This window comes from Mesorhizobium sp. M0715 (assembly GCF_040320355.1).
Taxonomy (GTDB): domain Bacteria; phylum Pseudomonadota; class Alphaproteobacteria; order Rhizobiales; family Rhizobiaceae; genus Mesorhizobium.
Genome location: NZ_JAMYPL010000003.1, coordinates 202035 through 228092 on the forward strand (window position 1 = coordinate 202035; position 26058 = coordinate 228092).

Genomic DNA, 26058 nt, shown 5'->3' on the forward strand with positions numbered 1-26058 from the left:
GGGAGGGAATTGCGTCATGGCCAGCGTGAAATCCGCGAGCAAGCCGAAGAAAAAAGCCACGGCAGCGATTAGAGCGGAGGAAATGCCAGCCAGGCTTGCGGACTATCTGCTCGCCCGCGCGCCGGCTGAAGACATTGCTCCCTACGATGTGGCCGACCTGGAACGTGCCGCCGATCTCGCCGGCCAGGCAGTCGCCACTCACAGGAAAGGCGAGTGCGTCGTCGCCGTCGATGCCGATTCGGGCGTTGTGCGAGACGGCCGCCCGATGACGGTTGTCACAGTCGTCAACGACAACATGCCGTTCCTGTTCGATTCCATCCTCGGCGAGATCACCGAGACATCGGGCGAACCGACCCTGGTCACTCATCCGGTTATCGTGGTGCGCCACGGCAAGGGCGGCGTGGAAGAAATCCTCGGCGACGGCAATTTCGCCAAGGACGATGGCAGCCACGACCGGCTGAGCGTCATCCATGTCCACATCCCGCGGCTGACATCCGAGCAGGCGAGCGGATTGAGCGAGCGGCTGCGCAAGATCCTTGGCCAGGTTCATGCCGCCGTTCACGACTGGAGGCCGATGCTGGCCCGCCTCGATCAGGCGATCTCGGAATTCCGCTATACGGCCGTGCCGCTCGACAAGAAGAGCGTTGCCGAGGCCCTCGCCTTCCTGGAGTGGCTGCGCGACGACAATTTCACCTTCCTTGGCATGCGCGAGTTCAAATACACCGGCGGCGAGGAAAGCGGCACGCTGGAGCGCGCTGAAAAGCCTGGCCTCGGCATCCTGTCCGACCCCGACGTGCTGGTGCTCAGGCGCGGCACCGAAGCGGTGACGACGACGCCGGAGATCCGCGCCTTCCTGCATGGGCCGGAGCCCTTGATCGTCACCAAGGCCAATGCCAAGTCTTCCGTGCACCGCCGCATCTATCTCGACTATATCGGCGTCAAGACCTACACCGCCAAGGGCACACTCGCGGGCGAATTGCGCATCGTCGGCCTGTTCACCTCGACCGCCTACACGCGCTCGGTGATGAAGATCCCGTATCTCAGGTCCAAGGCCGAAACCATCATCGCCAAGTCCGGCTTCGACCGGCACGATCACTCCGGCAAGGCGCTGATCAATGTTCTGCAAAGCTATCCGCGCGACGAATTGTTCCAGGTGCCGGTGCCGGTGCTGAGGAAGCACGCCGCAGCCATTCTTGGCCTGGTCGAGCGGCCGCGCGTGCGGGCGCTGGTACGCGCCGACCAGTTCGACCGTTTCGTCTCGATCCTCGTCTTCGTGCCGCGCGACCGTTACGACAGCGTCGTGCGCGAGAAGATCGGCTCGTATCTGAAAACCGTATTCGAAGGCCGGCTGTCGGCCTATTACCCGGCCTTCCCCGAGGGCGGGCTGGCGCGCGTGCACTTCATCATCGGCCGCTCCGGCGGCAAGACGCCGAAGGTCGAACAAGCGACGATTGAGGCGGCGATCCGCGACATCGTGCGTACCTGGGAGGACGCCCTTTCCGATGCGGCCGAGGCCAGTGGCGGCGACCAGGCTTTGAAGGCGATCGCCGCGCGGCTGCCGGAAAGCTACCGCGATTCGTTTAGCGCGGCGGTGGCGCTGGCCGATGCTCGGCGCATTGCCAAAATCAGCGCCGATAATCCGATCGCCATCGACTATTATCGCCACGCCGAGCAGAAGCCGCACCAGGCGGCGCTGAAGATCTATCACCACGGCAGTCCCGTGGCGCTGTCGCGCCGGGTGCCGGTGCTGGAAAACATCGGCTTCCGCGTCATCAGCGAACGCACCTTCGAGGTCGGCGATGACCAGTCCAGCTTGGTCTTCATTCATGACATGGAACTGGAGAACAGCTACGGCAAGCCGATCGACCTGACCGATGGCGGCGCGCTGTTCGAGGACGCATTCCTCTCCGTCTGGCGCGGCGACGTCGACAATGACGGCTATAACGGCCTCGCCCAGACCGCCGGCCTGTGGTCTGGCGAGATCACCATCCTGCGCGCCTATGGCCGCTATCTGCAACAGGTGGGCATTCCGCAAAGCCAGGATTTCATCGCCGCTGCGCTCAACCGCTATCCCGACATCGCGCGCGGCCTGCATGCGCTGTTCATCGCCCGGCTTGGCCCAACGGCCGAGACAGAAGGCGTGGTGGCGGCAAAGCACCTCAAGGCCAAGATCAAGGATGCGCTGGAAGACGTTCCCAACATCGACGACGACACCATCATTCGGCGCTATCTCAATCTGATCGAAGCCTCGCTGCGCACCAATCATTTCGTTGCCGATACGAAAGAAAAGGGCCAGTCGCTGGCGATCAAGCTCGATTCGCACGCGGTCGAGGGCTTGCCGGCGCCGCGACCGTGGCGGGAGATCTTCGTCTACGGTTCCGAGGTCGAAGGCCTGCATCTGCGCTTCGGTCCGGTGGCGCGCGGCGGTCTGCGCTGGTCGGACCGCGCCCAGGACTATCGCACCGAGGTGCTTGGCCTGGTCAAGGCACAGCAGGTCAAGAATGCCGTCATCGTGCCGGTCGGCGCCAAGGGCGGCTTCTATCCCAAGAAGCTGCCGATGAGCGCCGGCCGCGACGCCATCTTTGCGGCCGGCACCTCGGCCTACAAGAACTTCGTCTCCAGCCTGCTGTCGATCACCGACAATATCGGCCTCGACGGTGTCATCCCGCCGGCCGGCGTCATCAGACGCGACCCGGACGATCCGTATTTCGTCGTTGCCGCCGACAAGGGCACGGCGACCTTCTCCGACACCGCCAACGCGATCTCGGAGAAGCACGGCTTCTGGCTCGACGACGCCTTCGCCAGCGGCGGCTCGGCCGGCTACGACCACAAGAAGATGGGCATCACCGCCAAGGGCGCCTGGGAAGCGGTCAAGCGGCATTTCCGCGAGATCAACCGCGATATCCAGACCTCGTCCTTCACCGTCGTCGGGGTCGGCGACATGTCGGGCGACGTGTTCGGCAACGGCATGCTTTTGTCGCCGAAAACCCGGCTGATCGCCGCCTTCGACCATCGCGACATCTTCATCGACCCCGATCCCGATATGGCAGCCTCGATGGCCGAGCGCGAGCGCATGTTCGCGCTGCCGCGTTCGAGCTGGCAGGACTATGACAAGACGAAACTGTCGGAAGGCGGCATCATCGTCTCGCGCAACCAGAAATCGATCACCTTGCCGGCGGCGGCGGCGGCGGCGATCGGCCTGACCAAGACCATTGCCACGCCGGTCGAGATCATGACCGCCATCCTCAAGGCCCCTGTCGATCTCCTGTGGTTCGGCGGCATCGGCACGTATTTGCGGGCATCGACCGAAACCAATGCCGAAGTCGGCGATCGCGCCAACGATGCCATTCGCATCACCGCGCTCGACGTGCGCGCCAAAGTGATCGGCGAGGGCGCCAATCTCGGCGTCACGCAGCGGGCGCGCATCGAGTTCGGCCTAAATGGCGGCCGCTGCAATTCCGACGCCATCGACAATTCGGGCGGCGTCAACTGTTCCGACGTCGAGGTCAACATCAAGATCGCGCTGGCGTCCGCCATGCGCAAGGGGTCGTTGACGCGCCCGGCACGCAACAAGCTGCTGGCCGAGATGACCGACGAGGTCGGCTCGCTGGTGCTGTCCAACAACTACCAGCAGACGCTGGCGCTTTCGATCGCCCGCAAGCGCGGCCTCGCCGACATCGCGCATCAGAGCCGTTTCATGACGGCGCTGGAGGCGCGTGGCCTGCTCGACCGCGCTGTGGAGACGCTGCCGTCGCCGTCAGCGCTCGCCGAGCGCGAAGCACGTGGCGAACCGCTGACCAGGGCCGAACTTGGCGTGCTGCTCGCCTATGCCAAGATCGTGCTGTTTTCCGACATCGTCGCCAGCGACGTGCCTGATGACGCGCATTTCGATCGCGACCTGATGGGCTACTTCCCGGACCGGATGGCGAAGAAATACGCCACTGAGATCCATGGCCACCGGCTGCGCCGCGAGATCATCACGCGCGTCGTCGCCAACGATCTGGTCAATCGCGGCGGCCCATCCTTCGTCAACCGGCTGCAGGAAGCCACGGGGCGCACCGCCGCCGATGTCGTGCGCACTTTCGCCGTGGTGCGCGACGGTTTTGCGCTGCCGGGGCTCTATCGCGAGATCGACGCGCTCGACAACCAGATCGACGGCCAGGTGCAGCTCGATCTCTATCAGATGGTTAGCCGGCTGATCTACGTGACCAGCGGCTGGTATCTGAAGAACGATGCCGGCACGGCACCGCTTGGCCAGCGCATCGCCGCGCTGCAGGACGCACGCAAGGCGCTGGAACCCAAGCTTGTTTCACTGCTGCCGGCTTTCTCGCGCGAGCGCATCGAGGAGAAGCGGCACGGGCTGTTCAAGAGCGGCGCGCCGGAAGGGCTGGCCGGGCAACTGGCGCTCAGCGAGGTGGCGGAACTTATCCCCGACATCGCGCTGACGGCGCGCACCGCCGGCGCCGATATCGTCGCCGCGGCCAAGGCGTTCTTCGCCGTCAGCGATGCCTTCCGCATCCCGCGTGTCGAGGACGCCGCACGCTCGATCACGCCTTCGGACTACTATGATCAACTGGCGCTGTCGCGCGCCACCGACACGATCGGCGCGGCACGGCGCGGCATCGCGGTGGCGGCACTCACCGGCCACGCCAAGACGGCCGATCCGGTGGTTGCCTGGCTGGACGCCGGCGGCGAGCGGGTGGCGCGCATCCGCGAGCGGCTGCAGGCACTGACCGAGGGCGGCGACATCACCGTGTCGCGGCTGTCGGTGGCGTCGGGGCTGATGAGCGATCTGACGGGGATGTGAACCGCCGACGATCACCACACGCATCACCGGATGCGTGTGGCTCTTTTCGAATGCCATCCGCTTCGAAACCTGCGTTCAAAAAGCTCACCAGGAATGTTTGAGCGTGCCGACGATTTTCAGCCGGTCGCCGTAAAATTCGGTTCCGTAATAGCTGGTTGTCAAATACTTCCGGTCGAACAGGTTCGTTGCGTTCAGGGCCAACGTCACGTCCTTGGTCATCTTGTAGCTGATCGCCGCATCCACCAGTGCGTAGCCGCCAATCGAAGTCGTGTTCGCGTCATCCCCGTAGGTTTGCCCGATATAGCGCACGCCACCGCCGATGGTCAGGTCGCCACGCCGTCCTTCCTCGGGAAGCGTATAATCAACCCAGGCCGACGCCAGGTGGCGAGGAACACGCTGCGGCCGATTGCCGGCATTACCGCCAATGCCGTCTTCCAGGATCTCGGCATCCCAGTAGGAATAGGCAAGCGTCAGGTTCAGGTTTTCCGCGATGGCAGCCTTGCCCTCGAGTTCGATGCCGCGGACGCCGACCTTGCCGATCTGCTGCTGGACAACAGGCGTGACATAGGTTGGAACATTGGTTTGGGTAAGGTCGAAGACCGCGGCCGTGAACAGGCCGTCGAAGCCGTCGGGCTTGTACTTGATGCCTGCCTCATACTGCTTGCCCTCTTGAGGCTTCAGCGAACCCGAGACCGCATATCCGTTGGCGCTTGGCGCCACGAGCGGCTGGAAGCTTTCCGAATAGTTGGCGTAGACCGCGAGGTTCGGGGTGAATTTGTAGGTCAGGCCGGCGCGCTTGGTGAAGGCGGATGCCGTGTCGTCGTCCTGCGTTCCCGAGTCGAGATAGTCCGCCGTCGTATGCACGCGGTCCCAGCGCCCGCCCAGGGTGACGATCCAGCGGTCGTCAAACGTCAATTGCTCCTGGGCATAGACACCGACCGCCTGTTGCTTGACCCGCCAGTTCACGTAGGGGCCGAGATTGATGCAGGACAGACCGCAATAGGTCGGATTGTTGATGTCGATGGGACCGGCGGTACCGAAGAGGATGTTTTCGCGGGTGTTGTCATTGGCGTAGTCGACGCCGACAAGCGTCTTGCTGTCGATCCCGTGCCAGCCCGTATCGTATTGCAACTGATTGTCGAAGGCATAGCGGTTGGACACGCCATCGACGGAAAATGCCGTGCGATCCGCCGTGGGGTCAAGCGACGCGCCGTAGACCTCGGCGTAGTCGAGGCTCAAATGCGTGTAGCGGGCATTGGAGCGGAAGGTGAGGTTCTCGTTGAACTCGTGCTCGAACTGGTAGCCGATATCGACCTGCTCCGTGTTGAAGCGGTTGAAATCCGGCTCGCCCAGGAATGTGCCGACGTCGATATTGCCGCCAGCCGGGGTGCCGCGTGCTCCTGTCCCGTCTCGCTTGTAATAGTCAGTCAGGATGGTGAGCGACGTTCCTTCCTCGGGCTTGATGGTCAACGCGGGCGCGATGTAAAGCCGATCGTCGTTGGAATAGTCCCATCCTTGATCGCCATCCTTGGCCAGCCCGGTGAGCCGATAGGTCCACACGCCATCGGGGTCGATCGGTCCGCCAAAATCAACGCCAACCTCCTTGGTACCGTCGCCATAGGACGTGTAAATCTCCCCCTGCTTCTGGTCCAGCGGCCGCTTGGTGATGGCATTGACCAGTCCGCCAGGGCCGTTGAGACCAAAAAGCGTCGATGTCGATCCCTTCAGGACCTCCACGCGCTGAAGTCCGTAAGGCTCGAGACGGCTGGCCGTGAACCAAGCGGGGATGCGCGCCGTGAGGCCATCGCGATAAGTACCGAGCGATGTCTGGTCGAAACCGCGGATACGAATATAGTCGTATCGGTCATCGTTGCCGAACTCGTCGGTGAGGACGCTGGATGTGTAGGCCACGGCCTGCTGGAGGCTTTCGACATGGCGTGCCTCCAGTTCCTTCTGGGTTACAACTGAAACCGAGGCGGGAACGTCGACGATGGGCGTATCGGTCTTGGTGCCGGTCGCCGTATCCTCGGCGACGATCGTTTGATCGGGCCCGACAACGCGGTCCGACTTGCCGGTAACGACGATCGTTTCCAGTTGAGTTGCATCGTCCGGCGAAACCTCCTGGGCCCGGCCGGCCCCCATCGCTCCAAAAGATGCCGCTATCAAGGCACTGCTCGCAATCAATCGCCTTGCCTGAGTGCGCAACAATGCCTGTCGACCAATCGTCATCTCTTATTCCTGTCAGACCAATATCGAGCCGTTCGACCGGTGACTTTCCGGCCCTACGCGAGCGCAATTAGTCAAACCGGATAAAAAGAGTCAACTTAATAATCAAGAAATTCGCGACGGCGGCAATCGCTGCGAAGCAGGGGGTGGAGGACGGTGCCGGACCTTCGGTCCGACTTCCCTCACGAGAAAAAATAAGGGCTTGGCCCGCGCCGCGGACGAAAGCCAATTGCTGGGTTTTCCAACAATGAACCCCGGGCAGGGGCAAGGGACGGCACCAAGCTTCGTTCATTGCATGAGCGCATGAAACATGCAGACATGGCGCCCGACACGGAACCGGTGCCGGGGGATCATCATGACGGTAGAGACAGTGCAGCGTGCGTCCGGGCGCGGCATCTGGGGATGGATGTTGTTCGACTGGGCGGCGCAGCCGTTCTTCACCGTCGTCACCACCTTCATCTTCGGGCCTTATTTCGTGTCGCGGATGGCGAGCGATCCGGAAACCGGGCAAGCGGCCTGGGGCTACGGCATTGCCGCGGCCGGCCTTGTCATTGCAGTGCTGTCGCCCATCCTCGGCTCGATCGCCGACCAGACCGGACCGCGCAAGCCTTGGATCGCATTCTTTGCCGCGGTCAAGATCACCTGCCTTTGCCTGCTTTGGTTCGCGGCCCCCGGTTCGAACCTTTTCCTGGTCGTGTTCTTCTTCTCCCTGGCGTCGGTCGCGGCGGAGTTTTCGACGGTGTTCAACGACTCGATGATGCCGCGCCTGGTGCCGAAGAGCGAGATCGGCAGGATCTCCAACATGGCCTGGGGCCTTGGCTATCTCGGCGGCATGATCGCGCTGATCTTCGTCGTCGCCTGCCTGGCCGGTTCGCCGGAGACCGGCAAGACGATCATCGGCATCGACCCGCTGTTCGGGCTCGACCCGAAGCTCGGCGAGGACGCGCGCGCAACCGGGCCTTTGTCAGCCGGCTGGTACTTCCTGTTCATCCTGCCGATGTTCTTTTTCACCCCCGACGCCATCAAGGGCCTGCCGATCGGTCCGGCTGTCCGAGAGGGGTTGGCGGAGCTGAAAGTGACATTGGGCGAGGTGCGTAAGCGCAGCGGTATCTTCCGCTTCCTGGTCGCCCGCATGATCTATCAGGACGGCGTCAACGCGTTGCTGGCGTTGGGCGGCACTTTCGCCGCTGCGATGTTCCACTGGTCGATCACCGAGATCGGTATTTTCGGCATCATTCTCAACGTCGTCGCCATCTTCGGCTGCCTGGTCGCAGCCCGTCTCGACACGGCGCTTGGCTCAAAAACCATCGTCATGATCTCGCTGGTCCTGCTCAGCATCGCCACGATCGGCATCGTCTCGACTGGGCCGGGCTATACGTTGTTCGGCCTCTGGATGATGCCTGGACCGGACAGCGGCGGCCTGTTCGGCACGGCAGCGGAAAAGGCCTACATCTTCTTCGGCCTGTTGATCGGCGTGGCTTTCGGGCCGGTGCAGGCGTCGTCGCGATCCTATATGGCGCGCAGCGTCACGGCGGCAGAATCCGGCCGCTATTTCGGCATTTATGCGCTGGCCGGGCGGGCGACCGGTTTCCTGGCGCCGTTCATGGTCGCGTCGGTCACCCTGGCCAGCGGCTCGGCGCGGCTCGGCATGGCGGTGATCGTGCTGTTCCTGGGCATCGGCATGGCGATCCTGGTCAAGACGCCCTATCCGGCGGACCGGCCAAGCGAATAGCTGCAGCGTTCTTCCATCTCCCGGGCGATTATATATTTAACAGACCTATTCCGCAGGGGTATTTTTTGGGAACGTTAGAGCCCCGTTCCGAGAATAAGTCATGTCCGCCCCGTCCCTACTTCCACGATGAAGCCGCCGCCTTCGAGGAAGCCTTTGACCGCGTCTTGAAGAAGGTGGTGAAGGCCACGCCGACGAAAGAAGACAAGCCAAAGAAATCTTAGTGACCGGTCACTGTCTCACGAGCAGGTTGAGTAATCGATTGCCAAAGGTCCACAAGTCGGTAGGCGGCTTCCAATGACGCGACTTTGGCAAGCACAGACAATCCAGCAGATGGTTGTCGATCGTCGTGTTCGCAAATGAAGTATCCACGGTCGCTGGGGAAAAACTCGGCGCCGACTTCTAGGTACGTCTTCTTTGATATAGATGAGATGCACAGACTCCTATGTTCATCGATTCGAGTCGCAACGAAGAAGTCATCGTCCATGGCAAGCTCCCATATAAAATATCATGCCGAGCCTCGCATCTCAGCAAATGAATTAGCGCGATTTATGGTGAGTGGCGACACGGGCCGAATGGGAATTATTAAGCGCGCGAAAGAGAAGAGAGGCGCGGTAGCCCTTCGATACTCTGACGTGAGAGCGGCTATTGCCGCTTCTATGTGTGACCCTATCAAGGGGAAGCAGATTTTGGCTGCGGCCTTCGGCTCTTTTGAACAGAAGGCCTCCGATGCCTCATTGTCTGCATGGAGTCGGGAGGACGCATCCAAGTCGTTGGACGTTATGGAATCCTTCGGCAAAATGGTGAATTTGCTAAAGGGATTCGATTTCGTTCCGTCTCCGCCGAAACAACCAATGCTGGCTATTGGTGGTGTGGGCGTTTCGGTAAATTGCGATGTTCTCATTCACTGTCCAGTGAAAGGCGTTGAGTGCATTGGCGCTGCGCTTTTTCGTCTCACGAAGCCGGACGAGGACGAAACAGATAAGGCAAAATCGAAGCGGGACCAGATGGGACGCTTTGTTGCCACCCTTGTACTGATGCAAGTTGGTGCGAACCATTGCGGGCAATCGGCAGCCCTTATTCGATCTTTGTTGGTCGGTAGACGTGCAGACCGGGGAAATTCACAAGGCGCCGAAGAACACCAAGGCGATGATCGGCAACATGGAGAACGCTTGTCAGTTCATCGCCGCCATGTGGGATAAGGTTTGATTGGCCATTCCCCTACGGCTGGGTAGCGCTGTCGAATGATGCGAGCGCGGCACCGAAGGCTCGTATCGCATAAGCTGGATTTGCGAGGACCATAGCCTTAGCTACGTCTTCAAATGACATTTGGGAAATTTCCACACGCCACGTCGTACCTCGATAGAGGCCGCCTGTCGAAAAGGCGATATCAACCGTGCCGCCCTGATAGCCCCTTACAACGCCGTCAACAGACCCGGAGCCGACTCCAGAATAAGCGCCATTGCGGCGACATTTGATTACCATCCCCGGTCCCTCCGTGCGCAAGGTATGACCGCTTCCAAGTTTTCGAAAGTACCTTGGGTTATCCTTTTTTCGCGTCAGCCTTTTGGCCGGCAAACCGGCCTTCGTAGCCCTTTGTGGGGGTGCCAAGCGTCTGCTCAAAAATCAACTGGCAAATCTTCATTCCAATGCGCAACCGCACCGGAAGCTTGTTGTGATTCACCATCTCAAGTCTAATCTGACCGGCGAAGCCAGCATGTATGGTCGGGGCTGTCAGGTGGATGCCGATCCCCAATCTGGCCAGCGAACTCTTTCCTTCCACTCTCGCTGCAATCCGAGAATGAATTTTCAGCTCAACAACCTCACGAGTCCAAGCTAGGACCATCTGGCCAGGTTTAAATTCGTAGCCAGCTTCGGGATCAATCTTGATCGGGCTGGTTGTTTCGACCATCACCTCTTCGTGATTATAGCCCTTCTCCGAAGGGTCGATGCAAATACCTAAGCCTATCTTTGGGTCTTTAAAAACGGTAAGTAGGTCACCGAGCGTAAGGTCAAGACTGGTTGAGCTGTAATATGATAGATCGGGGACGGGCTCTATTCGTATCGCCTCTGTGCTGATTGCGATTTGAATCTCTCTGTCGGTAAGTATCATTGCCCGCCCCCCCCCCCATTTTTGTTAGGTTATTCTACGACTAACCCCTGCGGAACCCACACCCGCCATGAACCATTGATAGTTTCACGCGGCAATTCAACTAGGAGGTTTGAGTCCTCCCGATCAACCGGCCAGCCAATGTCTAAACTATCGCCACTTAACGAACGATGATGCACCACCAAACGTTCAGTTCCTGTGGTTGTGTCGAGCGACACAACTACCTCACCCGGATGGTTTCCTTCGCCAATCTGCTTGATCTTTAGTTTCATCAATAACCCTCCAGTGCTGCTTTAGTTCTTTTCCACAAGATCGAATCACCATTGATTCGGATATGGTCTCGACACGTTTTCGTCACATTCTCCGTCAGAGTGCTTTCTGAGTCACAGAGAACGGAACGTGAACACTCTGGCCTAATTAAGTCAGGTAGGCGAATCACAACGTGTTTCAAGTGTCGCCTAGACGGGGTTAACGCCCCGTGTCGTGGGTCTTCTCCTGCAAGGGGAGAAGGAAGAACGCTCAATGCCTGAAATGCCGCACGCCCGTAAACACCATGGCGATGCGGTGCTCGTCGGCGGCGGCGATGACGTCCTTGTCGTTCATCGAGCCGCCCGGCTGGATGACGGCGGTGGCGCCTGCGGCAATCGCCGACAGCAACCCATCGGCGAAGGGGAAAAAGGCGTCGGAGGCGACGACCGAGCCCTTGGTCAGCGGTTCGGCAAGGCCGGCGGCCTCGGCCGCGTCGAGCGCCTTGCGGGCGGCGATGCGTGAGGAATCGACCCGGCTCATCTGGCCGGCGCCGATGCCGACGGTAGCGCCGTCCTTGACGTAGACGATGGCGTTCGACTTGACATGCTTGGCGATGCGGAAAGCGAATTTGAGGTCGGCCATTTCGGCCGCTGTCGGCGCGCGCTTCGTCACCACCTTCAGCTCGAGGTCGTCGACCACGGCATTGTCCCGGCCCTGGATGAGCAAGCCCCCGGCGACGGATTTGACCGTTGTGCCAGGCGTGCGCGGATCCGGCAGGCCGCCGGTGACCAGCAGGCGCAGGTTCTTCTTTGCCGCAACGATTGCCGCGGCCTCGCCGGTCGCGCCGGGTGCGATGATCACTTCGGTGAAGGTCTTGACGATCTCTTCCGCCGCCTCGGCGTCGAGGGTGCGGTTGACGGCGATGATGCCGCCGAAGGCCGAGACCGGGTCGCAGGCCAGCGCCTTGGCGTAGGCGGCTTTCAGCGAGGCGCCTTCGGCAACGCCGCACGGATTGGCGTGCTTGATGATGGCGACGGCGGCGGAAAGGTCGGGGTCGAACTCGCCGACCAATTCGAAAGCGGCGTCGGTGTCGTTGATGTTGTTGTAGGATAGCTGCTTGCCCTGCAGCTGGCGCGCCGTGGCGACGCCCGGGCGCTTGTCGCCGTTGACGTAGAAGCCGGCGCTCTGATGCGGGTTCTCGCCATAGCGCACCACCTCGACCAGCCTGCCGCCAAAGGCGCGCCATGTCGGATGTTCGATCTCGAGCGCCTCGGCGAACCAGCCGGAGATCGCCGCGTCATAGCTGGCGGTGCGGGCAAAGGCCTTGGCCGCCAGCTTCTTGCGGAAATCCAGCGACAGCGAGCCGATGTTCATCTCCAGCGCATTCAGCACCGAAGCGTAATCGCCGGGATCGGTGACGATGGCGACATAGGCGTGGTTCTTGGCCGAGGCGCGGATCATCGCCGGTCCGCCAATGTCGATGTTTTCGACGATCGAAGCGTAGTCGGCGCCGGAGCGGCGGACCTCCTCGAACGGATAGAGATTGGAGACGACGAGATCGATCGGCTCGATGCCGTATTTGCGCATTGCCGCGGAATGTTCCGGATCGTCGCGCACGCCAAGCAGCGCGCCATGCACGCCGGGATGCAAGGTCTTGACGCGGCCGTCCATGATCTCGGGGAAACCGGTGAGCTCGGAGACGTCGCGCACCGCTAGGCCCGCCTCGGTGATCGCCTTTGCCGTGCCGCCGGTCGAGACCAGTTCGACACCGGCCGCTGCCAGCGCTTTGGCGAAATCGATGAGGCCCGTCTTGTCGAAAACGGAGAGCAGGGCGCGACGCACGGGAACAAGGTCTGGTGCGGGAATGTTCTTGGCGGCGACGGCCATGGGCTGGCGGCCTTTCACGACTGGTGTGGTGGATGCCCGCGCCCGTAGCACATGCCGCCCGGAAATCAAACCGGCGGTCAGGTGGGGCAAGGCAACGAATCCGTGTTAACGGGTTTCTTCGGAGACTTCGCAGGCGCGTTGGCTGACGGAGCACCAACGAAAAAACCCGCCTATGCGGCGGGCCACTGGCGCAAACCGGCACCATAGGCAAAAATGTACCATAGCTGAGGGCACGGAGTCAAGAAAAAATTCCTATCGTGGGAAAGCTGCCGGCACAAAAGCTGCCGATGCCCCGAGCTGGTTGTCGTCAGGCCTTTTGTTAACCTGAGTTTGAAGCCCTGTCAGGAGGATCAGTTGTTTTCCGGGTAGCCGGCGATGCTGGTGCGGGTCAGCTGCCAGTGGACTTCGGCGATTTCCGAAGCCTTGAAGGCAAGCACGATCTGGCGGCTGCGGCGCGGGCCGCCAAGGCCGGCGAAATAGATCGATTCCTCGACCTCCGGCACCACTTCGGCTGCTGTGAACACCCAGGTGTCGGCCTGATCGGCGGCCAGCACCAGGCGGTCATGCTCGTCCTGCAAAAGGTTGACGTCGGGATGAACGTGGAAGCGGACGGTGACGAAGTCGCGCCCATTGTTGCGGATCGCCGTATTGCCGGGGCGCTGGAAGCGGTCGCGGCCAGCCAGCACATTGCCGTTCGACGACAGTTTCAGCTCGCGCTCATGCAGGAAGCCGAAGCGCGGGACATAGCCGTCATGGCGGGCGATGAAGCCCTGAACGCCCTTCTGGTCGGTGCGCTTGCACTGCACATGCTGCGGGCCGCCGATCAGCGGCGAACCGAGCAGGTCGTTGACGCGCAACGAATGGCTGAAGCGCGCCGACGAGGTGTCGTTGATGGTGGCGGTCGAGTGCGCGGCGGTGGCGCGCGCCAGCGGCCGGAATTCAGCCGCGCCATAGGTGTCAATGCCGGCATTGACGATGTAGTGCTGGCGGCCGGACGACAGTTCGAAGGCGAGGCAGCTGGCGTGTGCGGCGTTGGACACATCGATCGCCGGCGGCGGGCCGGTGTCGGCGATGACCGTGGTGCCGCCCATCGACAGGCGCTCATAGCCGGAATGCGGCGCATGCAGCAGCGGCGCGCCAGCGGTGTCGTCGTGGCGCAGAATGGTGGCGATGCGGTCGTGGATGGTGGCGCCCATGCCGTTGAAGCGGGCGAGGCTGCCATCCTGATGGCGAAAGAAGCGCAGCGCCGGCAGCATGCGGTCGATGGCGCCGATCAGCGCCTGCGGCGGCGTTTCCGCCTGGTTGGCATAAGTCTGGCGCAGCGGCAGAAGGTCGGCGAGGATTTCCAGGACGACCATCGGATTGCGCGAAATGTGCCCGCCATCGGCGAGGATCTGGCGGTCGAGTTCCTCGGCAAGATTGCGGGTCGCGCCCCGCAGGGCCGATGCCGGTGCCGGCAGGGACAAGGCAGCGAAGGCGAGCGCGATGCGGGCCCGCAGCCTGTCCTTGCCGTCGGGCATTTCGCGCGCCATCGACCTGAGGTAGCGGATCTGGATGGCAACCGATTTCAGGAAGGCGCGGTAGAAAGGGAACTCGGCGCCCTGCAATACGACCGAGGAGTGCTGCAACCAGGCGATGATGCGCTTGGCCGTCGTGCCCGGCTCCCAGGCGATGCCGGAGATATGGCTGCCATGCATGGTGATCCAGTCGGAGACCAGGGCGCGGGCATTGGCGGCGGCAAGCTCGGTGCCGGCGGCGCGCATATGGCGCAGCCAGCGAAAGCCGTGCAGCGTCTTCTGCCAGCCGTGATTGGGCACGTGGATCTGGAAAGGCGACTTGCCGCCGGTCTCGACCACGTGCCCCGACAGGGGATAGCGGCCGTAATAGATCTCGAGTGCGATCTGCGGGTCGGCGAGGCGCAGGTCCGGCGGTGCGATCAGCACACGTTCCGGCGTGCGGCCGGAATAGCGCCAGCGATAGACAGGCCCGGCGCGCAGGCGCCGGCGCGTTTTGCGCCAGAACTCCTTCGCGACAAGCGTCCATAGACGCGTCGTGCTGCTGGCAGCAAGTGCCAAAACCCCTCCTGATCGTCCTCTACCCCGGCGCCGAGTCTACATGATTGCACGATTCGTGCGAAGGCGAATTCCACGAGCCCACGCCGGTTCACCTGGTTTTGCCCCCGATCCTACCCAAAAAAGTCAGTAATCCGGGCAGTTCAATCCCTAGCCGGCTCGCCGCATGCGAGCGGCGAAGAAACCATCGAGGCCCGAGCGTTCTGGCGCGCCGAGCTCCAGGTCGGCGGGCGTGGTGCGCAGCGTGCCTTGCGGCGTCAGGAATGGATCGATGCCGGCGATCTCGCCTTGCTGCAACGGATCGTTGGTGATTTCAGGCGTGCCGGCCAGAAAGACGCGATAGAGATCCTCGCCTTCGAGCGGATCGAGCGAACAGTTGGAAAAGACGATCGTGCCGCCGGGCTTCACCAGCGTGACGGCGCGGGCGAGCAGCCTGCGTTGCAGGTCGGCCAGTTTTTCGACATCGGCCGAAGTCTTGGTCCATGGCACGTCGGGGTGCCGCCGCACCGTGCCGGTCGACGAGCAGGGCGCGTCGAGGAGGATCGCGTCGAAGAGTTCTTCCGGCTCATATTTGAGCAGGTCGGCCTGGACGATTTCGGCAGACAGGCCGAGACGGTCGAGATTCTGCGTCAGCCGCACGAGCCGGTTTTTTGACGTGTCGACAGCGGTGACCTTCGCGCCGGCAACGATCAGCTGCGCGGTCTTGCCGCCGGGCGCGGCGCAGAGATCGGCAACCCGCAATCCCGTGACATCGCCGAACAGCCGGGCGGGCAGGCTGGCCGCGGCGTCCTGGACCCACCAGGCGCCCTCGGCAAAGCCGGGCAATTCAGTGACAGGACCGACAAGATTCTCGACCCGCACCGTGCCTGTCTGCAGGACGATGCCGCCGAGTTTTTCAGCCCAGAGTCCGGGATCGGCCTTGACCGAGAAGTCGACCGGCGCCTCAACGCGATGCGCTTCGAGGATCTGTCTGGCCTTCTCGTTGCCGTAGGTGGTCTTCAGCCGGTCGGAAAACCATTTGGGCGCTTCGTCGGTGGCGGCAAGGGCGGCAGGCAGTTCCGTTTCCTTGGCCCGTGCCAACGTGCGCAGAACGCCATTGACGAGGCCGGAGAAGCGCACCGTGCGCGGATCGGACTTGGCATGGGTCACCGCAATGTCGACGGCGGCGCTGTCGGGAATATCGAGGAACAGGATCTGTGCTGCGGCCACATGCAATATGTGCGACAAAGCGGTGGCATTGGGCGGCAGCGGTTTTTCCAGGCGCCTCGCCAGCAGCCCTGATATGGTCATGCGATAGCGTAGCGCGGTGACCAGGATGGCGCGGACCAGGCCGCGATCGCGCAAGTCGAGCGCCTTGTATTGCGGGTGGCCGTTCTCGTGATCGGTCAGCCCATCAAGCGGCGTCCTGGCGTCGATGACGGCGGCAAGCAGGCGCGCCGCCGCCTTGCGGGCGGCGAGGCCGGCAACGAAGTCGCCGCCGTCCCTGTGTTCCTGATCACTTGAAACAGTGCGTCGTGGTCCTCTGTCCGCCACGCTCACGACCACCGGCCCTTGGGCCCGGTCGGATTGCGACCCCACGGGTTGGACTTCGGCTGGGCGGGCTCCGCCGACTGCTCGGGCCGCGCTGCCTGATCCCATGGGCCGGATGGCCGTAGTTCGTCCGCCTGGCGTGGCGTTGGGGCCTGGCGCTGGGCGGCCTGGGTTTGGCTGCCGGCCATGTCGCGCGCCATCGCTTGCAAGGCTGCGATGCGGTTCTCAGTGGCGGGGTGGGTGGAGAACAGGCTGTCCATGCGCTCGCCGTGAAGAGGATTGATGATGAAGAGATGCGCGGTCGCGGGATTTCGCTCGGCATCGGGGTTGCGGATGCGTTCGGCGCCGCGGGCGATCTTGTCAAGCGCCGATGCCAGCCAGAGCGGGTGTCCACAGATTTCGGCGCCACGCCGGTCGGCCTCGTATTCGCGGGTCCGGCTGACCGCCATCTGCACGACCATCGCTGCAAACGGAGCCACGATCATCGCAACCAGCACGCCGACAAAGCCGAACGGGTTGTTGTCGCGGTTGCCGCTGAAAAAGAAGGCAAAATTGCCGAGCATTGAAATGGCGCCGGCAAAGGTGGCGACGATCGTCATGGTGAGCGTGTCGCGATGCTGCACATGGGCGAGCTCGTGCGCCATGACCGCCGCGACCTCTTCAGGCGTCAGCGCCTGCAACAGGCCGGTGGAGGCAGCCACCGCCGCATTCTGCGGATTGCGGCCGGTGGCAAAGGCGTTCGGCTGCGGGTTGTCGATCAGATAGGTCTTCGGCATCGGCAGGCCGGCCTGTTTGGCCATTGCCTGGACGATGGCGTAATATTCGGGCGCGTTCCTTTCATCGACCTCGACGGCACGGTTCATCGACAGCACCATCTTGTCGGCATTCCAGTAGCTGAACAGGTTGGTGCCGGCGGCGATCAGCAGCGCGATCATCATGCCGCCGGTTCCGCCGATCAAAAAGCCGACGCCCATGAACAGCGCGGTCATCGCGGCAAGAAGCATGGCGGTGCGGATGGTGTTCATCGTCTGCTCCTGTCCGGGGGATAGCGAAAAGGGGTCGATCGTCGTGGGTTCATGGCTATATGATGGGAAACGCCAGTTCCTGTTTCAATTGACTGGACTCAATCTGCTGACTGGACTCAATCTACCGAGATTATCGCATGACCGACGAAATCAGTAAAACAGGCGCCGCTCCTGCCGAAGCGGCATCGCAAAGAGAGCTAGCGCCGGCCGCACGCCGTGCGTTGGCCGAGGCCGCAGCGCGGCGGGAAGACTACCGCGAAAAGGAGGTCGCGCTGCCGAAGGAGATCGGCGGCCGCGGCGGCAAGGAGCCAGGGCGCTACGGCGACTGGGAAGTAAAGGGCCTGACCAGCGACTTCTAGATGCCTCCCTACGCAGCGTTGCGCTGCGGCTCGAGCGCGATCCAGCCACGCTCGTCGACCGTGATGCCGACCATGTCGTAGCCTGCGATCGCGGCATGTTGCGTTGGCAAGGGGTGCTTGTGCGTGGCGCTGATGACCATGACCGCCGCGCCCGCCGCTTCGGCTGCCGCGATGCCAGCTGGAGCATCCTCGAAGACGAGGCAATCGCGCGCGTCGACGCCGAGTCGTTCCGCGCCAAGCCGGAAGCAATCGGGCGCCGGCTTGCCGCGGGAGACATCTTCCGCCGCGACGATGACGCCCGGCACGGGGATGCCGGCGGCCTTCATGCGCAACAGCGCCAGCTCACGTGGGGCGGAGGTTACGATCGCCCAGCGTTCGGGCGGCAGCGAATCGAGAAATGCCACGGCGCCGGCGATCTGGAGAATGCCATCGAGATCGGCCGCCTCGGCCTTCAGCAGCAGATCAGCCTCGTGTGCCGGATCGACGCCCGGCAGCGCCAGGCCGGTGATGGTCTCGATCGCGCGCACGCCATGGATCGTCGGCAGGAAGGCGGCGACGTCGAGGCCCTGGCGGCGTGCCCAATCGCTCCACACCCGTTCCGCCGAGGCGATGGAATTGATGAGCGTGCCGTCCATGTCGAAGAGGAAGGCCGCGAAGTTTCTGCCTGAATACATGATTTTCCTTGAGTTCGGGGAGCGCTGGTGGGGTTGCCGAACCTAACCCCTCGACCGCGGCAGGGGAAGACACGGGGTGGGCTTTTCGATCGGCCCAGGGAACCGCGGTATCCTCCGGGCGTTTGGGAAGGACTGCTTCTCACAACAACGATCGAAGGGGGACCAACGATGCTGATCCGGCTCGGCTACGAAATCGCCATCGAATGCGTAGCCGCCACGCCGGTGATTTCAGTGCTCGAGATCCATCGGGACAGGCAGGCCGACATCAAGCGGCAGACGCGGGTGCTGACCTCGCCCGCGGTGCCGACAAGGCTGTACCATGACCTGCATGGCAATGCCTGCCGGCGCTTCACAGCACCCGCCGGTGGTTTTCGCATCCTGTATGACGCGGTCGTCGAGGACAGCGGCGAGACGGACGAGGTCAACACGCTGGCCAGGGAAGTGCCGGTGGCGGACCTGCCCGACGAAGTTCTCGGTTATCTCCTGGGCAGCCGCTATTGCGAGACGGATCATCTGAGCAGCCTGGCCTGGGAGCTCTTCGGCGACATCCCGTCCGGCTGGGCGCGCGTGCAGGCGATCGTCGATTATGTCCACAACCGGCTGTCGTTCGGCTATGGCTATGCGCGCTCGACCCGCACCGCGGCGCAGGCGCATGAGGAGCGCGTCGGGGTTTGCCGTGACTTCGCCCATCTGGCGATCACGCTTTGCCGCTGCATGAATATTCCGGCACGCTACGTGAACGGCTATCTCGGCGATATCGGCGTGCCAGCCGATCCGGCGCCGATGGACTTCTCGGCGTGGCTGGAAGTGTTCCTCGACGGCAAATGGTACACGTTCGATCCTCGCCACAACACGCCGAGAATCGGCCGTATCGTCATCGCCCGCGGCCGCGACGCCACCGACGTGCCGCTGCTGCACAGTTTCGGCCCCCACCGGCTCAGCCTGTTCAAGGTGTGGACCTACGAACAGGAAGGCAATCTGTTCAACCCGCCCTACCACGGCATCGACAGGACCGTCTGCGCACAGATGCTGGCGTAGTCGCGAGGCCTACCGTTGCAACTGCTCCAGGGTGGTCAGGAGGTTTTCTCCGGGCCGCAACTTTCGGGACACATGGTCCGCTTCGGCACAGTGAGCTTGTGCCGCAACAGGACGCCGTCGACGGCGTCGCGGTGCCTCGGGCCAGATCATGGTAAGCGGCTGGTAAACGCCAGCGCCATGGTGCGTTCCCGTTTACCAGCCGTTCACCTTTGTTGGTTCCAAAGTTTAACAAAAACAGCGACTTGCTACTGGAAAGCCAGCTCTCCGCCCAGCTAGGGCGTCATCCGGCGGGAATCCTGCATTGCCCTTTCCGCGGCGACGAGGCCGAGGCGAGTGGAGGCTGTAGGATGCGAAATTACGGGGGTCTTGTTCACGCGGTTGGCGGGTTCGCCAGGGATCGCGGTGGAAATTTCGCAGTCCTGTTCGGCCTTAGCGCCTCGGTCTTGGCGCTGGCCGTGGGCTTTTCGGTCAACGTATCGCAGCTCTACAATGCGAAAACGAGCCTTCAGGGCGTGGTCGACGCCGCGGTCACGTCGACGGCACGCGACCTGACGACCGGTGTCATCAAGGAAGCCGATGCCAACAAATCGGTGCAGGCCTTTCTCGACGCCAACAGCCAGGCAGGCATTCTGCAGGCCGACCAGATCGTACTCGACAAGCTGATCGTCAACAGGACTGCCAAGACGGTCCAGGCCGACGCCCATGTCGATGTCGGGCTGTATTTCCCGATTTTTGGCACGGGCGACATGAAACGCGTCGCCGCCTCCACGACGGCGCTCTATTCGGACAAGACCATCGAAGTGGCGATGATGCTCGATGTGACCGGGTCGATGAGGAAGCGCGGCAAGGTCGACAAAATCGGCGATCTGAAAGCTGCTGCAAAAAACGCCGTCCGGACGATGCTGCAGAACCAGGATCCGAAGAACCCCCGCATCCGCGTCGCGATTGTGCCTTACGCATCAGGTGTGAACGCCGGCAAGCTGGCGGAAAACATCTATGCCGAGAAGCAAGGGAGCTCTGAACTGCCACCCGTCGCCGGCAGTCCGCTTCTCGTCGCCAAGACGGGCAAAAATCTGCTGCCCTCCTTCAGCGAGTACATCTCCATCGTCGGCGCGGCGATGCCACATCCCGACAACTGCGCCACGGAGCGCAAGGACAAGAACGGCAACGCGGATATGAGCGCCGACGGCCCAGACACGGTTCGCACCGACAAGGAAGGCAAGAAATATTATGCCCTGGTCAATCGGGACGATCATCTCGGCGGGGACATGAACAGGTGCCCTGATGCGGAAGTGATCCCGCTGACCGCCGATTCCGATGCATTGCTTGAATCGATCGAGGACTTCCAGGCCGATGGCTACACGGCCGGCGCGATCGCCATTCAGTGGACCTACTATATGCTGTCGCCGCAATGGCGCACTGCGATCAGAAATGCCGGTCTCGGCAAAGGCGCCTCGGACGCCGATCCGAAGAAGATCGCCAAGGTCGCGATCCTGATGACCGATGGCCAATTCAATACCGCCTTCGCCGGTGCTGGGGACAGCTACAACAGCCAGGGCAACCTTGCGCGCGGCAACGCCGGAACGCTGTGCGGCAACATGAAAAATGACGGCATCGAGATTTTCACCATCGGCTTCGATCTGAACAACCAGGACATGTCGGCAACCGAGCGGGACCAGGCAAAGGCGGTGCTGAAGGACTGTTCATCGAAGGACGCCTCCGCCGCCAAGAGGCATTTCTTCGACGTGTCCACCGGAGCCGAATTGGACGACGCCTTTCAGGAAATCATCCGCAACACCGAAAAGGTCGCATTGACCCAGTAGTCTAGTCCGCAAACGGAAAAGGCCGCCGCTTCTTTCGAAGCCGGCGGCCTTCCGTGTTTCCGTCCGTGGCGCGGCCCTATGGCGATGACCTATGAGGTCACCCGCCGCGCATTTCGCGCCTTAACGGGAAGACTGCTTCCCGAAAGTGCAATCCGCTGAGGCCACGTTCTGGAAAACGAAATCACTCGACATCGGATCACCTCCTTTCGATTTGTTGAACACATACTCATGATGGGGTGCGTTGCAGCAAAAGACAAGGCGCAGGTTTGAAAAAGTGGGAAGGTGCTTTTGGCACGACACTGGGTTGCGGGCTGTCGGCCGGGCAGGCAAGATCATGGCATAGAGCCGAGCCGGCAATCCGGGTCGGCCCCTGTGGGAGGGATGCATGGAGGCAGCCGAGAGAGCGGCGCGGATCGTGCGGACGGTTGTCGAGACGCTGAAACCGGGCTTTGCCGTCAGGCTGTGGACCGGGGAGCGGATCGGCCCCGCCACGGGTCCAGTGCTCACCATCAACGACCAGGACATCGTCTGGCAGGTGGTGAAGCGACCATCCCTGTCGACGCTGATCGAAATGTGGATTTCCAAGACGATCGATATCGAAGACGGGACGTTTTTCGACTTCTACGCCCTGCCGTCGCAAGGCAAGCTCAGAACCAAGCTCAAATCGCTGCCGAAAATGGCGATCCTGCGCGACCTGCCTTCCGTGCTTTTGGCACGCAGGCAGATGACGGCGCGGACCGATCTGTCGGGGCGCAACCCCTATGTCAGCGGTTCGAGCCAGGAGGCGATCCAGCATCACTATGACATTTCGAACGCCTTCTACCGGCTCTTCCTTGACGAGCGCATGGTCTACAGTTGCGGCTACTTCAAGGATTTCGCCAACAGCATCGATCAAGCGCAGATCGACAAGCTCGACCATATCTGCCGCAAGCTCCGGCTGAAGCCTGGCGAACGACTGCTCGACATCGGCTGTGGCTGGGGAGCGATGCTCATCCATGCCGCGAAGAACTATGGCGTCATCGGCCACGGTGTCTCGCTGTCGCAGGCCCAGACCAATCTTGCCCGTGAACGCATCCGCGCCGAGGGTCTGGAGGACCGCATCACCATCGAGATCAAATCCTATGCCGAACTCACCGGCTCGTTCGACAAGATCTCGTCGATCGGCATGTTCGAGCATCTCGGGCTCGCCAACCACGCGACCTATTTCTCAACTGTCCACCGCCTGCTGAAGCCCGGCGGCATCTATCTGCATCACGCCATCACCAGGCGCAGCAAGGGCGACATGAAGAAGACCCTGCGCAAGGGGCCGGAGTTCAAGGCGCTGATCAAATACATTTTCCCCGGCGGCGAACTCGACACGATCGGCATGACAACAGGCAATCTCGAGGCGCACGGCTTCCTGGTCTACGACGTCGAGAATCTGCGCGAGCATTACGCCCGCACCTGTCGCCTGTGGGCCGAGCGCCTGCACGCGCGTTTCGACGAGGCTATCGCCGAGGTGGGCGAGGCCAGGGCGCGGCTATGGCTGCTCTACCTGACCGGCTGTTCGATCACCTTCGAACGTGCCTCGGCACAGATTTTCCAGACCGTCGTCACCAAGCGCGCGCGCGGCCCAAGCGGCCTGCCGCCGACGCGGGCAGATCTGTATCGATAGCTTACACGAAGCGCATCGCGTCGCCGACTTCGACGCGCGCCGGCCGGTCGATCGTGCAGTAGACGCCGAGATTGTGGGCGTTGTGGCGGACCAGGTTGCGCAGGATCGCCGGATCATGGTCGAAGCCATCCTGGGCGACGATGGTGAAACCGCAGCGGCGGCAGGGTTCGGAGACAGTCAGCAGGAGATCGCCGATGGCAAGCTTGCGGCCGATCCATTCCGTTTCCGGAAACGACCCTTCGATTGCCGTCATGTCGACGACGATGTTGGGGCGGAAGCGGCGTGGGTCGGCGACCCCTTCCGGATGCAACGCTTTGAGCCGTGCCAGCGAGGCGGTGGTCAACAGATGGATGGGCGCCTTGCGGTAGCGCTCCGCGGTCAGCGGGCCGGAATAGTCAGGTCCGGCATTCTCGCGGCGAAACGGTCGGATCGAGGCCTCGAAGCCGAGATAGGCCGACACCGCGCGGTCGCTCTCGATACTTGGCGCAGCCAGCCAGTTGTCCCCGGGAACGGCAATCTCGAGTTCCAGGGTCGGCGACAGCCGGGTGCGGATGCGCGGCACCTTGTGCCATTTCGGGTCGCGGTCCGGTCGCGCGATCTCATTGTCGGACGCGTCGACGAGGCCGAACATGCGGTCGCCCTCGATGCTCTCGATCTCGACCGAGATTGTTTCCCGACGCTCGCCGGCAAGCGAACTCGCCGGATAGCGCCAGAGTTCACTGACAGTGCCGAGCGCGGCCTGCATCATCAGCTCTTCTTGTTTTGCCGGTTGGCGACCAAATCATCGACGACGGCCGGATCCGCGAGCGTCGAGGTATCGCCGAGCGCTGAAAAATCGTCCTCGGCAATCTTGCGCAGGATGCGGCGCATGATCTTGCCGGAGCGCGTCTTCGGCAGGCCGGGCGCGAACTGGAGCTTGTCGGGCGAAGCGATGGCCCCGATCTCCTTGCGGACATGGGCGATCAGCTCCTTGCGCAGATCCTCGCTCGGCTGCTCGCCGGCCATCAGCGTGACGTAGCAGTAGATGCCCTGGCCCTTGATGTCGTGCGGATAGCCGACGACGGCGGCTTCCGAAACCTTGTCGTGGCTGACCAGTGCGGATTCGACCTCGGCCGTGCCCATACGATGGCCGGAGACGTTGATGACGTCGTCGACGCGGCCGGTGATCCAGTAATAGCCATCGGCGTCGCGGCGGCAGCCGTCGCCGGTGAAGTACTTGCCCTTGTAGGTCGAGAAATAGGTCTGGATGAAACGATCATGATCGCCATAGACGGTGCGCATCTGGCCGGGCCAGGAATCGGTGATGCACAGATTGCCGTCGGCGGCACCTTCCAGCACCTTGCCCTCGCCGTCGACCAGCTGCGGCTTGACGCCGAAGAAGGGCCGTGTCGCCGAACCCGCCTTGAGGTCGGTGGCGCCGGGCAGCGGCGTGATCAGGATGCCGCCGGTCTCGGTCTGCCACCAGGTGTCGACGATCGGCACCTTGCCGTTGCCGACGATGTTGAAATACCACTCCCAAGCTTCCGGATTGATCGGCTCGCCGACCGAACCCAGCACGCGCAGCGACTTGCGCGACGTCTTCTTTACGTGCGCATCGCCGGCGCCCATCAGCGCGCGCAATGCCGTCGGCGCGGTGTAGAAGATATTGACCTTGTGCTTGTCGATGACTTCCCAGAAGCGCGACTGCGACGGGTAGTTCGGCACGCCTTCGAACATCAGCGTGGTGGCGCCGTTGGCGAGCGGGCCATAGACGATGTAGCTGTGGCCGGTGACCCAGCCAACATCGGCGGTGCACCAGTAGATGTCGCCGTCATGGTAGTCGAAGACATATTGGTGCGTCATCGAGACGTAGACGAGATAGCCGGCCGTGGTGTGCAGCACGCCCTTCGGCTTGCCGGTCGAGCCCGATGTGTAAAGGATGAACAGCGGGTCCTCGGCCTTCATCTTCTCGGGCTTGCATTCGGCTTTCACCGTCGCGATCTCGTCGTGGTACCAGACGTCGCGGCCGGGAACCCAGCCGGTCTTGCCGCCGGTGCGGCGCACGACCACCACCTTTTCGACTTTCGTTCCGGCTTTCGCGGCGATCTCGATCGCCTTGTCGGTGTTTTCCTTCAAAGGGATCGGCTTGCCGCCGCGTAGGCCTTCATCAGCCGTGATGACGAAGGTCGACTTGCAGTCGTCGATGCGGCCGGCCAGTGCATCCGGCGAGAAACCGCCGAACACGATCGAATGGACGGCGCCGATGCGTGTGCAGGCCAGCATCGCATAGGCCGCTTCCGGGATCATCGGCATGTAGATGGTGACGCGGTCGCCCTTCTTGACGCCGTGCTTCTTCATCACATTGGCGAGCCGGCAGACATGCTCGTAGAGCTCATTGTAGGTAATCTTCTTGTCGTCGTAGGGATTGTCGCCTTCCCAGATGATGGCGGTCTGGTCGCCGCGCTTCTTCAGGTGCCGGTCGATGCAGTTGTAGGAAACGTTGGTCAGTCCGTCCTCGAACCATTTGATCGAGACCTTGCCGTCGAAGGAGGCGTTCTTGACCTTGCTGAAGGGCTTGAACCAGTCGATGCGCTTGCCGTGCTTGCCCCAGAACTTGTCCGGATTCTTGACGCTGTCGGCATACCATTTGAGATAGGTGTCATTGTCGATCAGCGCGTTTTTCTTCCACGCCGGCTGGACGCGATGGACATGAACCTCGGACATTCCTGACTTTCCTCCCAAACCAATCGCCGGCTTGAAATGTCGGCGGGATCGCGGCGACACGGCCGCGAATTCGGCGGCATTATTACCAGTTCCGCCGTTACGGCAACATTAGACGTTGGATTCGCGCGGCGGGATGCCGCAGGTGTTTTTCCCGCCGCTGTCAGCACTCGAT

Annotated in this window: 17 protein-coding genes; 7 read left to right on the forward strand and 10 right to left on the reverse strand. The window is 62.3% G+C overall.

Annotation, left to right across the window (positions count from 1 at the left end):
• Nucleotides 1-16: 16 nt before the first annotated feature.
• Nucleotides 17-4807, forward strand: a complete 4791-nt coding sequence (locus NKI21_RS04935; RefSeq protein WP_352441034.1) for an NAD-glutamate dehydrogenase — start codon at nucleotides 17-19, stop codon at nucleotides 4805-4807.
• Between the two features lie 84 nt (nucleotides 4808-4891).
• Here the strand turns inward: NKI21_RS04935 and NKI21_RS04940 are convergent, their stop codons facing one another.
• A complete protein-coding gene (locus tag NKI21_RS04940; protein ID WP_352441033.1) occupies nucleotides 4892-7036 on the reverse strand; it encodes a TonB-dependent siderophore receptor in 2145 nt (714 codons plus the stop codon).
• Nucleotides 7037-7388: 352 nt separating this feature from the next.
• Between NKI21_RS04940 and NKI21_RS04945 the strand changes: the two genes are divergently transcribed.
• Both NKI21_RS04945 and NKI21_RS04950 read left to right on the forward strand, forming a co-directional pair.
• Nucleotides 7389-8765 carry an MFS transporter gene (locus NKI21_RS04945; protein ID WP_352441032.1) on the forward strand — a complete coding sequence of 459 codons (1377 nt, stop codon included), beginning with the start codon at nucleotides 7389-7391 and terminating at the stop codon, nucleotides 8763-8765.
• A 482-nt stretch (nucleotides 8766-9247) separates the two neighbouring features.
• A complete protein-coding gene (locus NKI21_RS04950; protein WP_352864762.1) occupies nucleotides 9248-9964 on the forward strand; it encodes a hypothetical protein in 717 nt (238 codons plus the stop codon).
• Nucleotides 9965-10305: 341 nt separating this feature from the next.
• Here the strand turns inward: NKI21_RS04950 and dcd are convergent, their stop codons facing one another.
• The 6 genes from dcd to htpX all read right to left on the reverse strand — a co-directional run bounded on the left by dcd (nucleotide 10306) and on the right by htpX (nucleotide 17635).
• Nucleotides 10306-10875: a dCTP deaminase gene (gene dcd / locus NKI21_RS04955; protein ID WP_352441030.1), complete on the reverse strand. Its 570-nt coding sequence runs from the start codon at nucleotides 10873-10875 to the stop codon at nucleotides 10306-10308.
• 29 nt (nucleotides 10876-10904) lie between these two features.
• The gene (locus NKI21_RS04960) at nucleotides 10905-11144 is read right to left on the reverse strand and encodes a hypothetical protein (RefSeq protein ID WP_352441028.1); all 240 of its coding nucleotides are present in this window, start codon (nucleotides 11142-11144) and stop codon (nucleotides 10905-10907) included.
• Between the two features lie 247 nt (nucleotides 11145-11391).
• Nucleotides 11392-13008: a bifunctional phosphoribosylaminoimidazolecarboxamide formyltransferase/IMP cyclohydrolase gene (purH, locus tag NKI21_RS04965; RefSeq protein ID WP_352441027.1), complete on the reverse strand. Its 1617-nt coding sequence runs from the start codon at nucleotides 13006-13008 to the stop codon at nucleotides 11392-11394.
• Between the two features lie 350 nt (nucleotides 13009-13358).
• Nucleotides 13359-15083, reverse strand: a complete 1725-nt coding sequence (locus tag NKI21_RS04970; RefSeq protein WP_352441026.1) for a heparinase II/III family protein — start codon at nucleotides 15081-15083, stop codon at nucleotides 13359-13361.
• A 147-nt stretch (nucleotides 15084-15230) separates the two neighbouring features.
• Nucleotides 15231-16619, reverse strand: a complete 1389-nt coding sequence (locus NKI21_RS04975) for an RsmB/NOP family class I SAM-dependent RNA methyltransferase (protein ID WP_352441025.1) — start codon at nucleotides 16617-16619, stop codon at nucleotides 15231-15233.
• The gene (gene htpX, locus NKI21_RS04980) at nucleotides 16616-17635 is read right to left on the reverse strand and encodes a zinc metalloprotease HtpX (RefSeq protein ID WP_352441024.1); all 1020 of its coding nucleotides are present in this window, start codon (nucleotides 17633-17635) and stop codon (nucleotides 16616-16618) included. The genes NKI21_RS04975 and htpX overlap by 4 nt, the downstream gene beginning before the upstream one ends.
• Nucleotides 17636-17772: 137 nt before the next feature.
• On the opposite strand from htpX, the gene NKI21_RS04985 reads away from it, so the two are divergent.
• A complete protein-coding gene (locus tag NKI21_RS04985) occupies nucleotides 17773-17994 on the forward strand; it encodes a DUF1674 domain-containing protein (RefSeq protein WP_023811736.1) in 222 nt (73 codons plus the stop codon).
• 8 nt (nucleotides 17995-18002) lie between these two features.
• Here NKI21_RS04985 and NKI21_RS04990 read toward each other — a convergent pair whose 3' ends face one another.
• Nucleotides 18003-18668, reverse strand: coding sequence for an HAD-IA family hydrolase (locus NKI21_RS04990; protein ID WP_023811737.1), 666 nt, complete (start codon nucleotides 18666-18668; stop codon nucleotides 18003-18005).
• Nucleotides 18669-18836: 168 nt separating this feature from the next.
• Between NKI21_RS04990 and NKI21_RS04995 the strand changes: the two genes are divergently transcribed.
• The 3 genes from NKI21_RS04995 to NKI21_RS05005 all read left to right on the forward strand — a co-directional run bounded on the left by NKI21_RS04995 (nucleotide 18837) and on the right by NKI21_RS05005 (nucleotide 23183).
• Nucleotides 18837-19706: a transglutaminase-like domain-containing protein gene (locus NKI21_RS04995; protein ID WP_352441023.1), complete on the forward strand. Its 870-nt coding sequence runs from the start codon at nucleotides 18837-18839 to the stop codon at nucleotides 19704-19706.
• A 347-nt stretch (nucleotides 19707-20053) separates the two neighbouring features.
• Nucleotides 20054-21529, forward strand: coding sequence for a TadE/TadG family type IV pilus assembly protein (locus NKI21_RS05000; RefSeq protein ID WP_352441021.1), 1476 nt, complete (start codon nucleotides 20054-20056; stop codon nucleotides 21527-21529).
• Nucleotides 21530-21914: 385 nt separating this feature from the next.
• Nucleotides 21915-23183 (forward strand): class I SAM-dependent methyltransferase, encoded by a 1269-nt coding sequence (locus NKI21_RS05005; protein ID WP_352441020.1) that lies wholly within the window; start codon nucleotides 21915-21917, stop codon nucleotides 23181-23183.
• Nucleotide 23184: 1 nt separating this feature from the next.
• Here NKI21_RS05005 and NKI21_RS05010 read toward each other — a convergent pair whose 3' ends face one another.
• Nucleotides 23185-23928 (reverse strand): MOSC domain-containing protein, encoded by a 744-nt coding sequence (locus NKI21_RS05010; RefSeq protein WP_502896751.1) that lies wholly within the window; start codon nucleotides 23926-23928, stop codon nucleotides 23185-23187.
• 2 nt (nucleotides 23929-23930) lie between these two features.
• Nucleotides 23931-25886, reverse strand: coding sequence for an acetate--CoA ligase (gene acs / locus NKI21_RS05015; protein WP_352441018.1), 1956 nt, complete (start codon nucleotides 25884-25886; stop codon nucleotides 23931-23933).
• Between the last annotated feature and the right edge of the window lie 172 nt (nucleotides 25887-26058).

Excerpts from the sequence above, each read along its gene's own strand:
- NKI21_RS04935 (WP_352441034.1), top strand. The coding sequence starts at position 17 with ATGGCCAGCGTGAAATCCGCGAGCAAGCCGAAGAAAAAAGCCACGGCA.
- NKI21_RS04940 (WP_352441033.1), bottom strand. The coding sequence starts at position 7,036 with ATGACGATTGGTCGACAGGCATTGTTGCGCACTCAGGCAAGGCGATTG.
- NKI21_RS04945 (WP_352441032.1), top strand. The coding sequence starts at position 7,389 with ATGACGGTAGAGACAGTGCAGCGTGCGTCCGGGCGCGGCATCTGGGGA.
- NKI21_RS04950 (WP_352864762.1), top strand. The coding sequence starts at position 9,248 with ATGGCAAGCTCCCATATAAAATATCATGCCGAGCCTCGCATCTCAGCA.
- dcd (WP_352441030.1), bottom strand. The coding sequence starts at position 10,875 with ATGATACTTACCGACAGAGAGATTCAAATCGCAATCAGCACAGAGGCG.
- NKI21_RS04960 (WP_352441028.1), bottom strand. The coding sequence starts at position 11,144 with ATGAAACTAAAGATCAAGCAGATTGGCGAAGGAAACCATCCGGGTGAG.
- purH (WP_352441027.1), bottom strand. The coding sequence starts at position 13,008 with ATGGCCGTCGCCGCCAAGAACATTCCCGCACCAGACCTTGTTCCCGTG.
- htpX (WP_352441024.1), bottom strand. The coding sequence starts at position 17,635 with ATGAACACCATCCGCACCGCCATGCTTCTTGCCGCGATGACCGCGCTG.
- NKI21_RS04985 (WP_023811736.1), top strand. The coding sequence starts at position 17,773 with ATGACCGACGAAATCAGTAAAACAGGCGCCGCTCCTGCCGAAGCGGCA.
- NKI21_RS04990 (WP_023811737.1), bottom strand. The coding sequence starts at position 18,668 with ATGTATTCAGGCAGAAACTTCGCGGCCTTCCTCTTCGACATGGACGGC.
- NKI21_RS04995 (WP_352441023.1), top strand. The coding sequence starts at position 18,837 with ATGCTGATCCGGCTCGGCTACGAAATCGCCATCGAATGCGTAGCCGCC.
- NKI21_RS05000 (WP_352441021.1), top strand. The coding sequence starts at position 20,054 with ATGCGAAATTACGGGGGTCTTGTTCACGCGGTTGGCGGGTTCGCCAGG.
- NKI21_RS05005 (WP_352441020.1), top strand. The coding sequence starts at position 21,915 with ATGGAGGCAGCCGAGAGAGCGGCGCGGATCGTGCGGACGGTTGTCGAG.
- NKI21_RS05010 (WP_502896751.1), bottom strand. The coding sequence starts at position 23,928 with ATGCAGGCCGCGCTCGGCACTGTCAGTGAACTCTGGCGCTATCCGGCG.
- acs (WP_352441018.1), bottom strand. The coding sequence starts at position 25,886 with ATGTCCGAGGTTCATGTCCATCGCGTCCAGCCGGCGTGGAAGAAAAAC.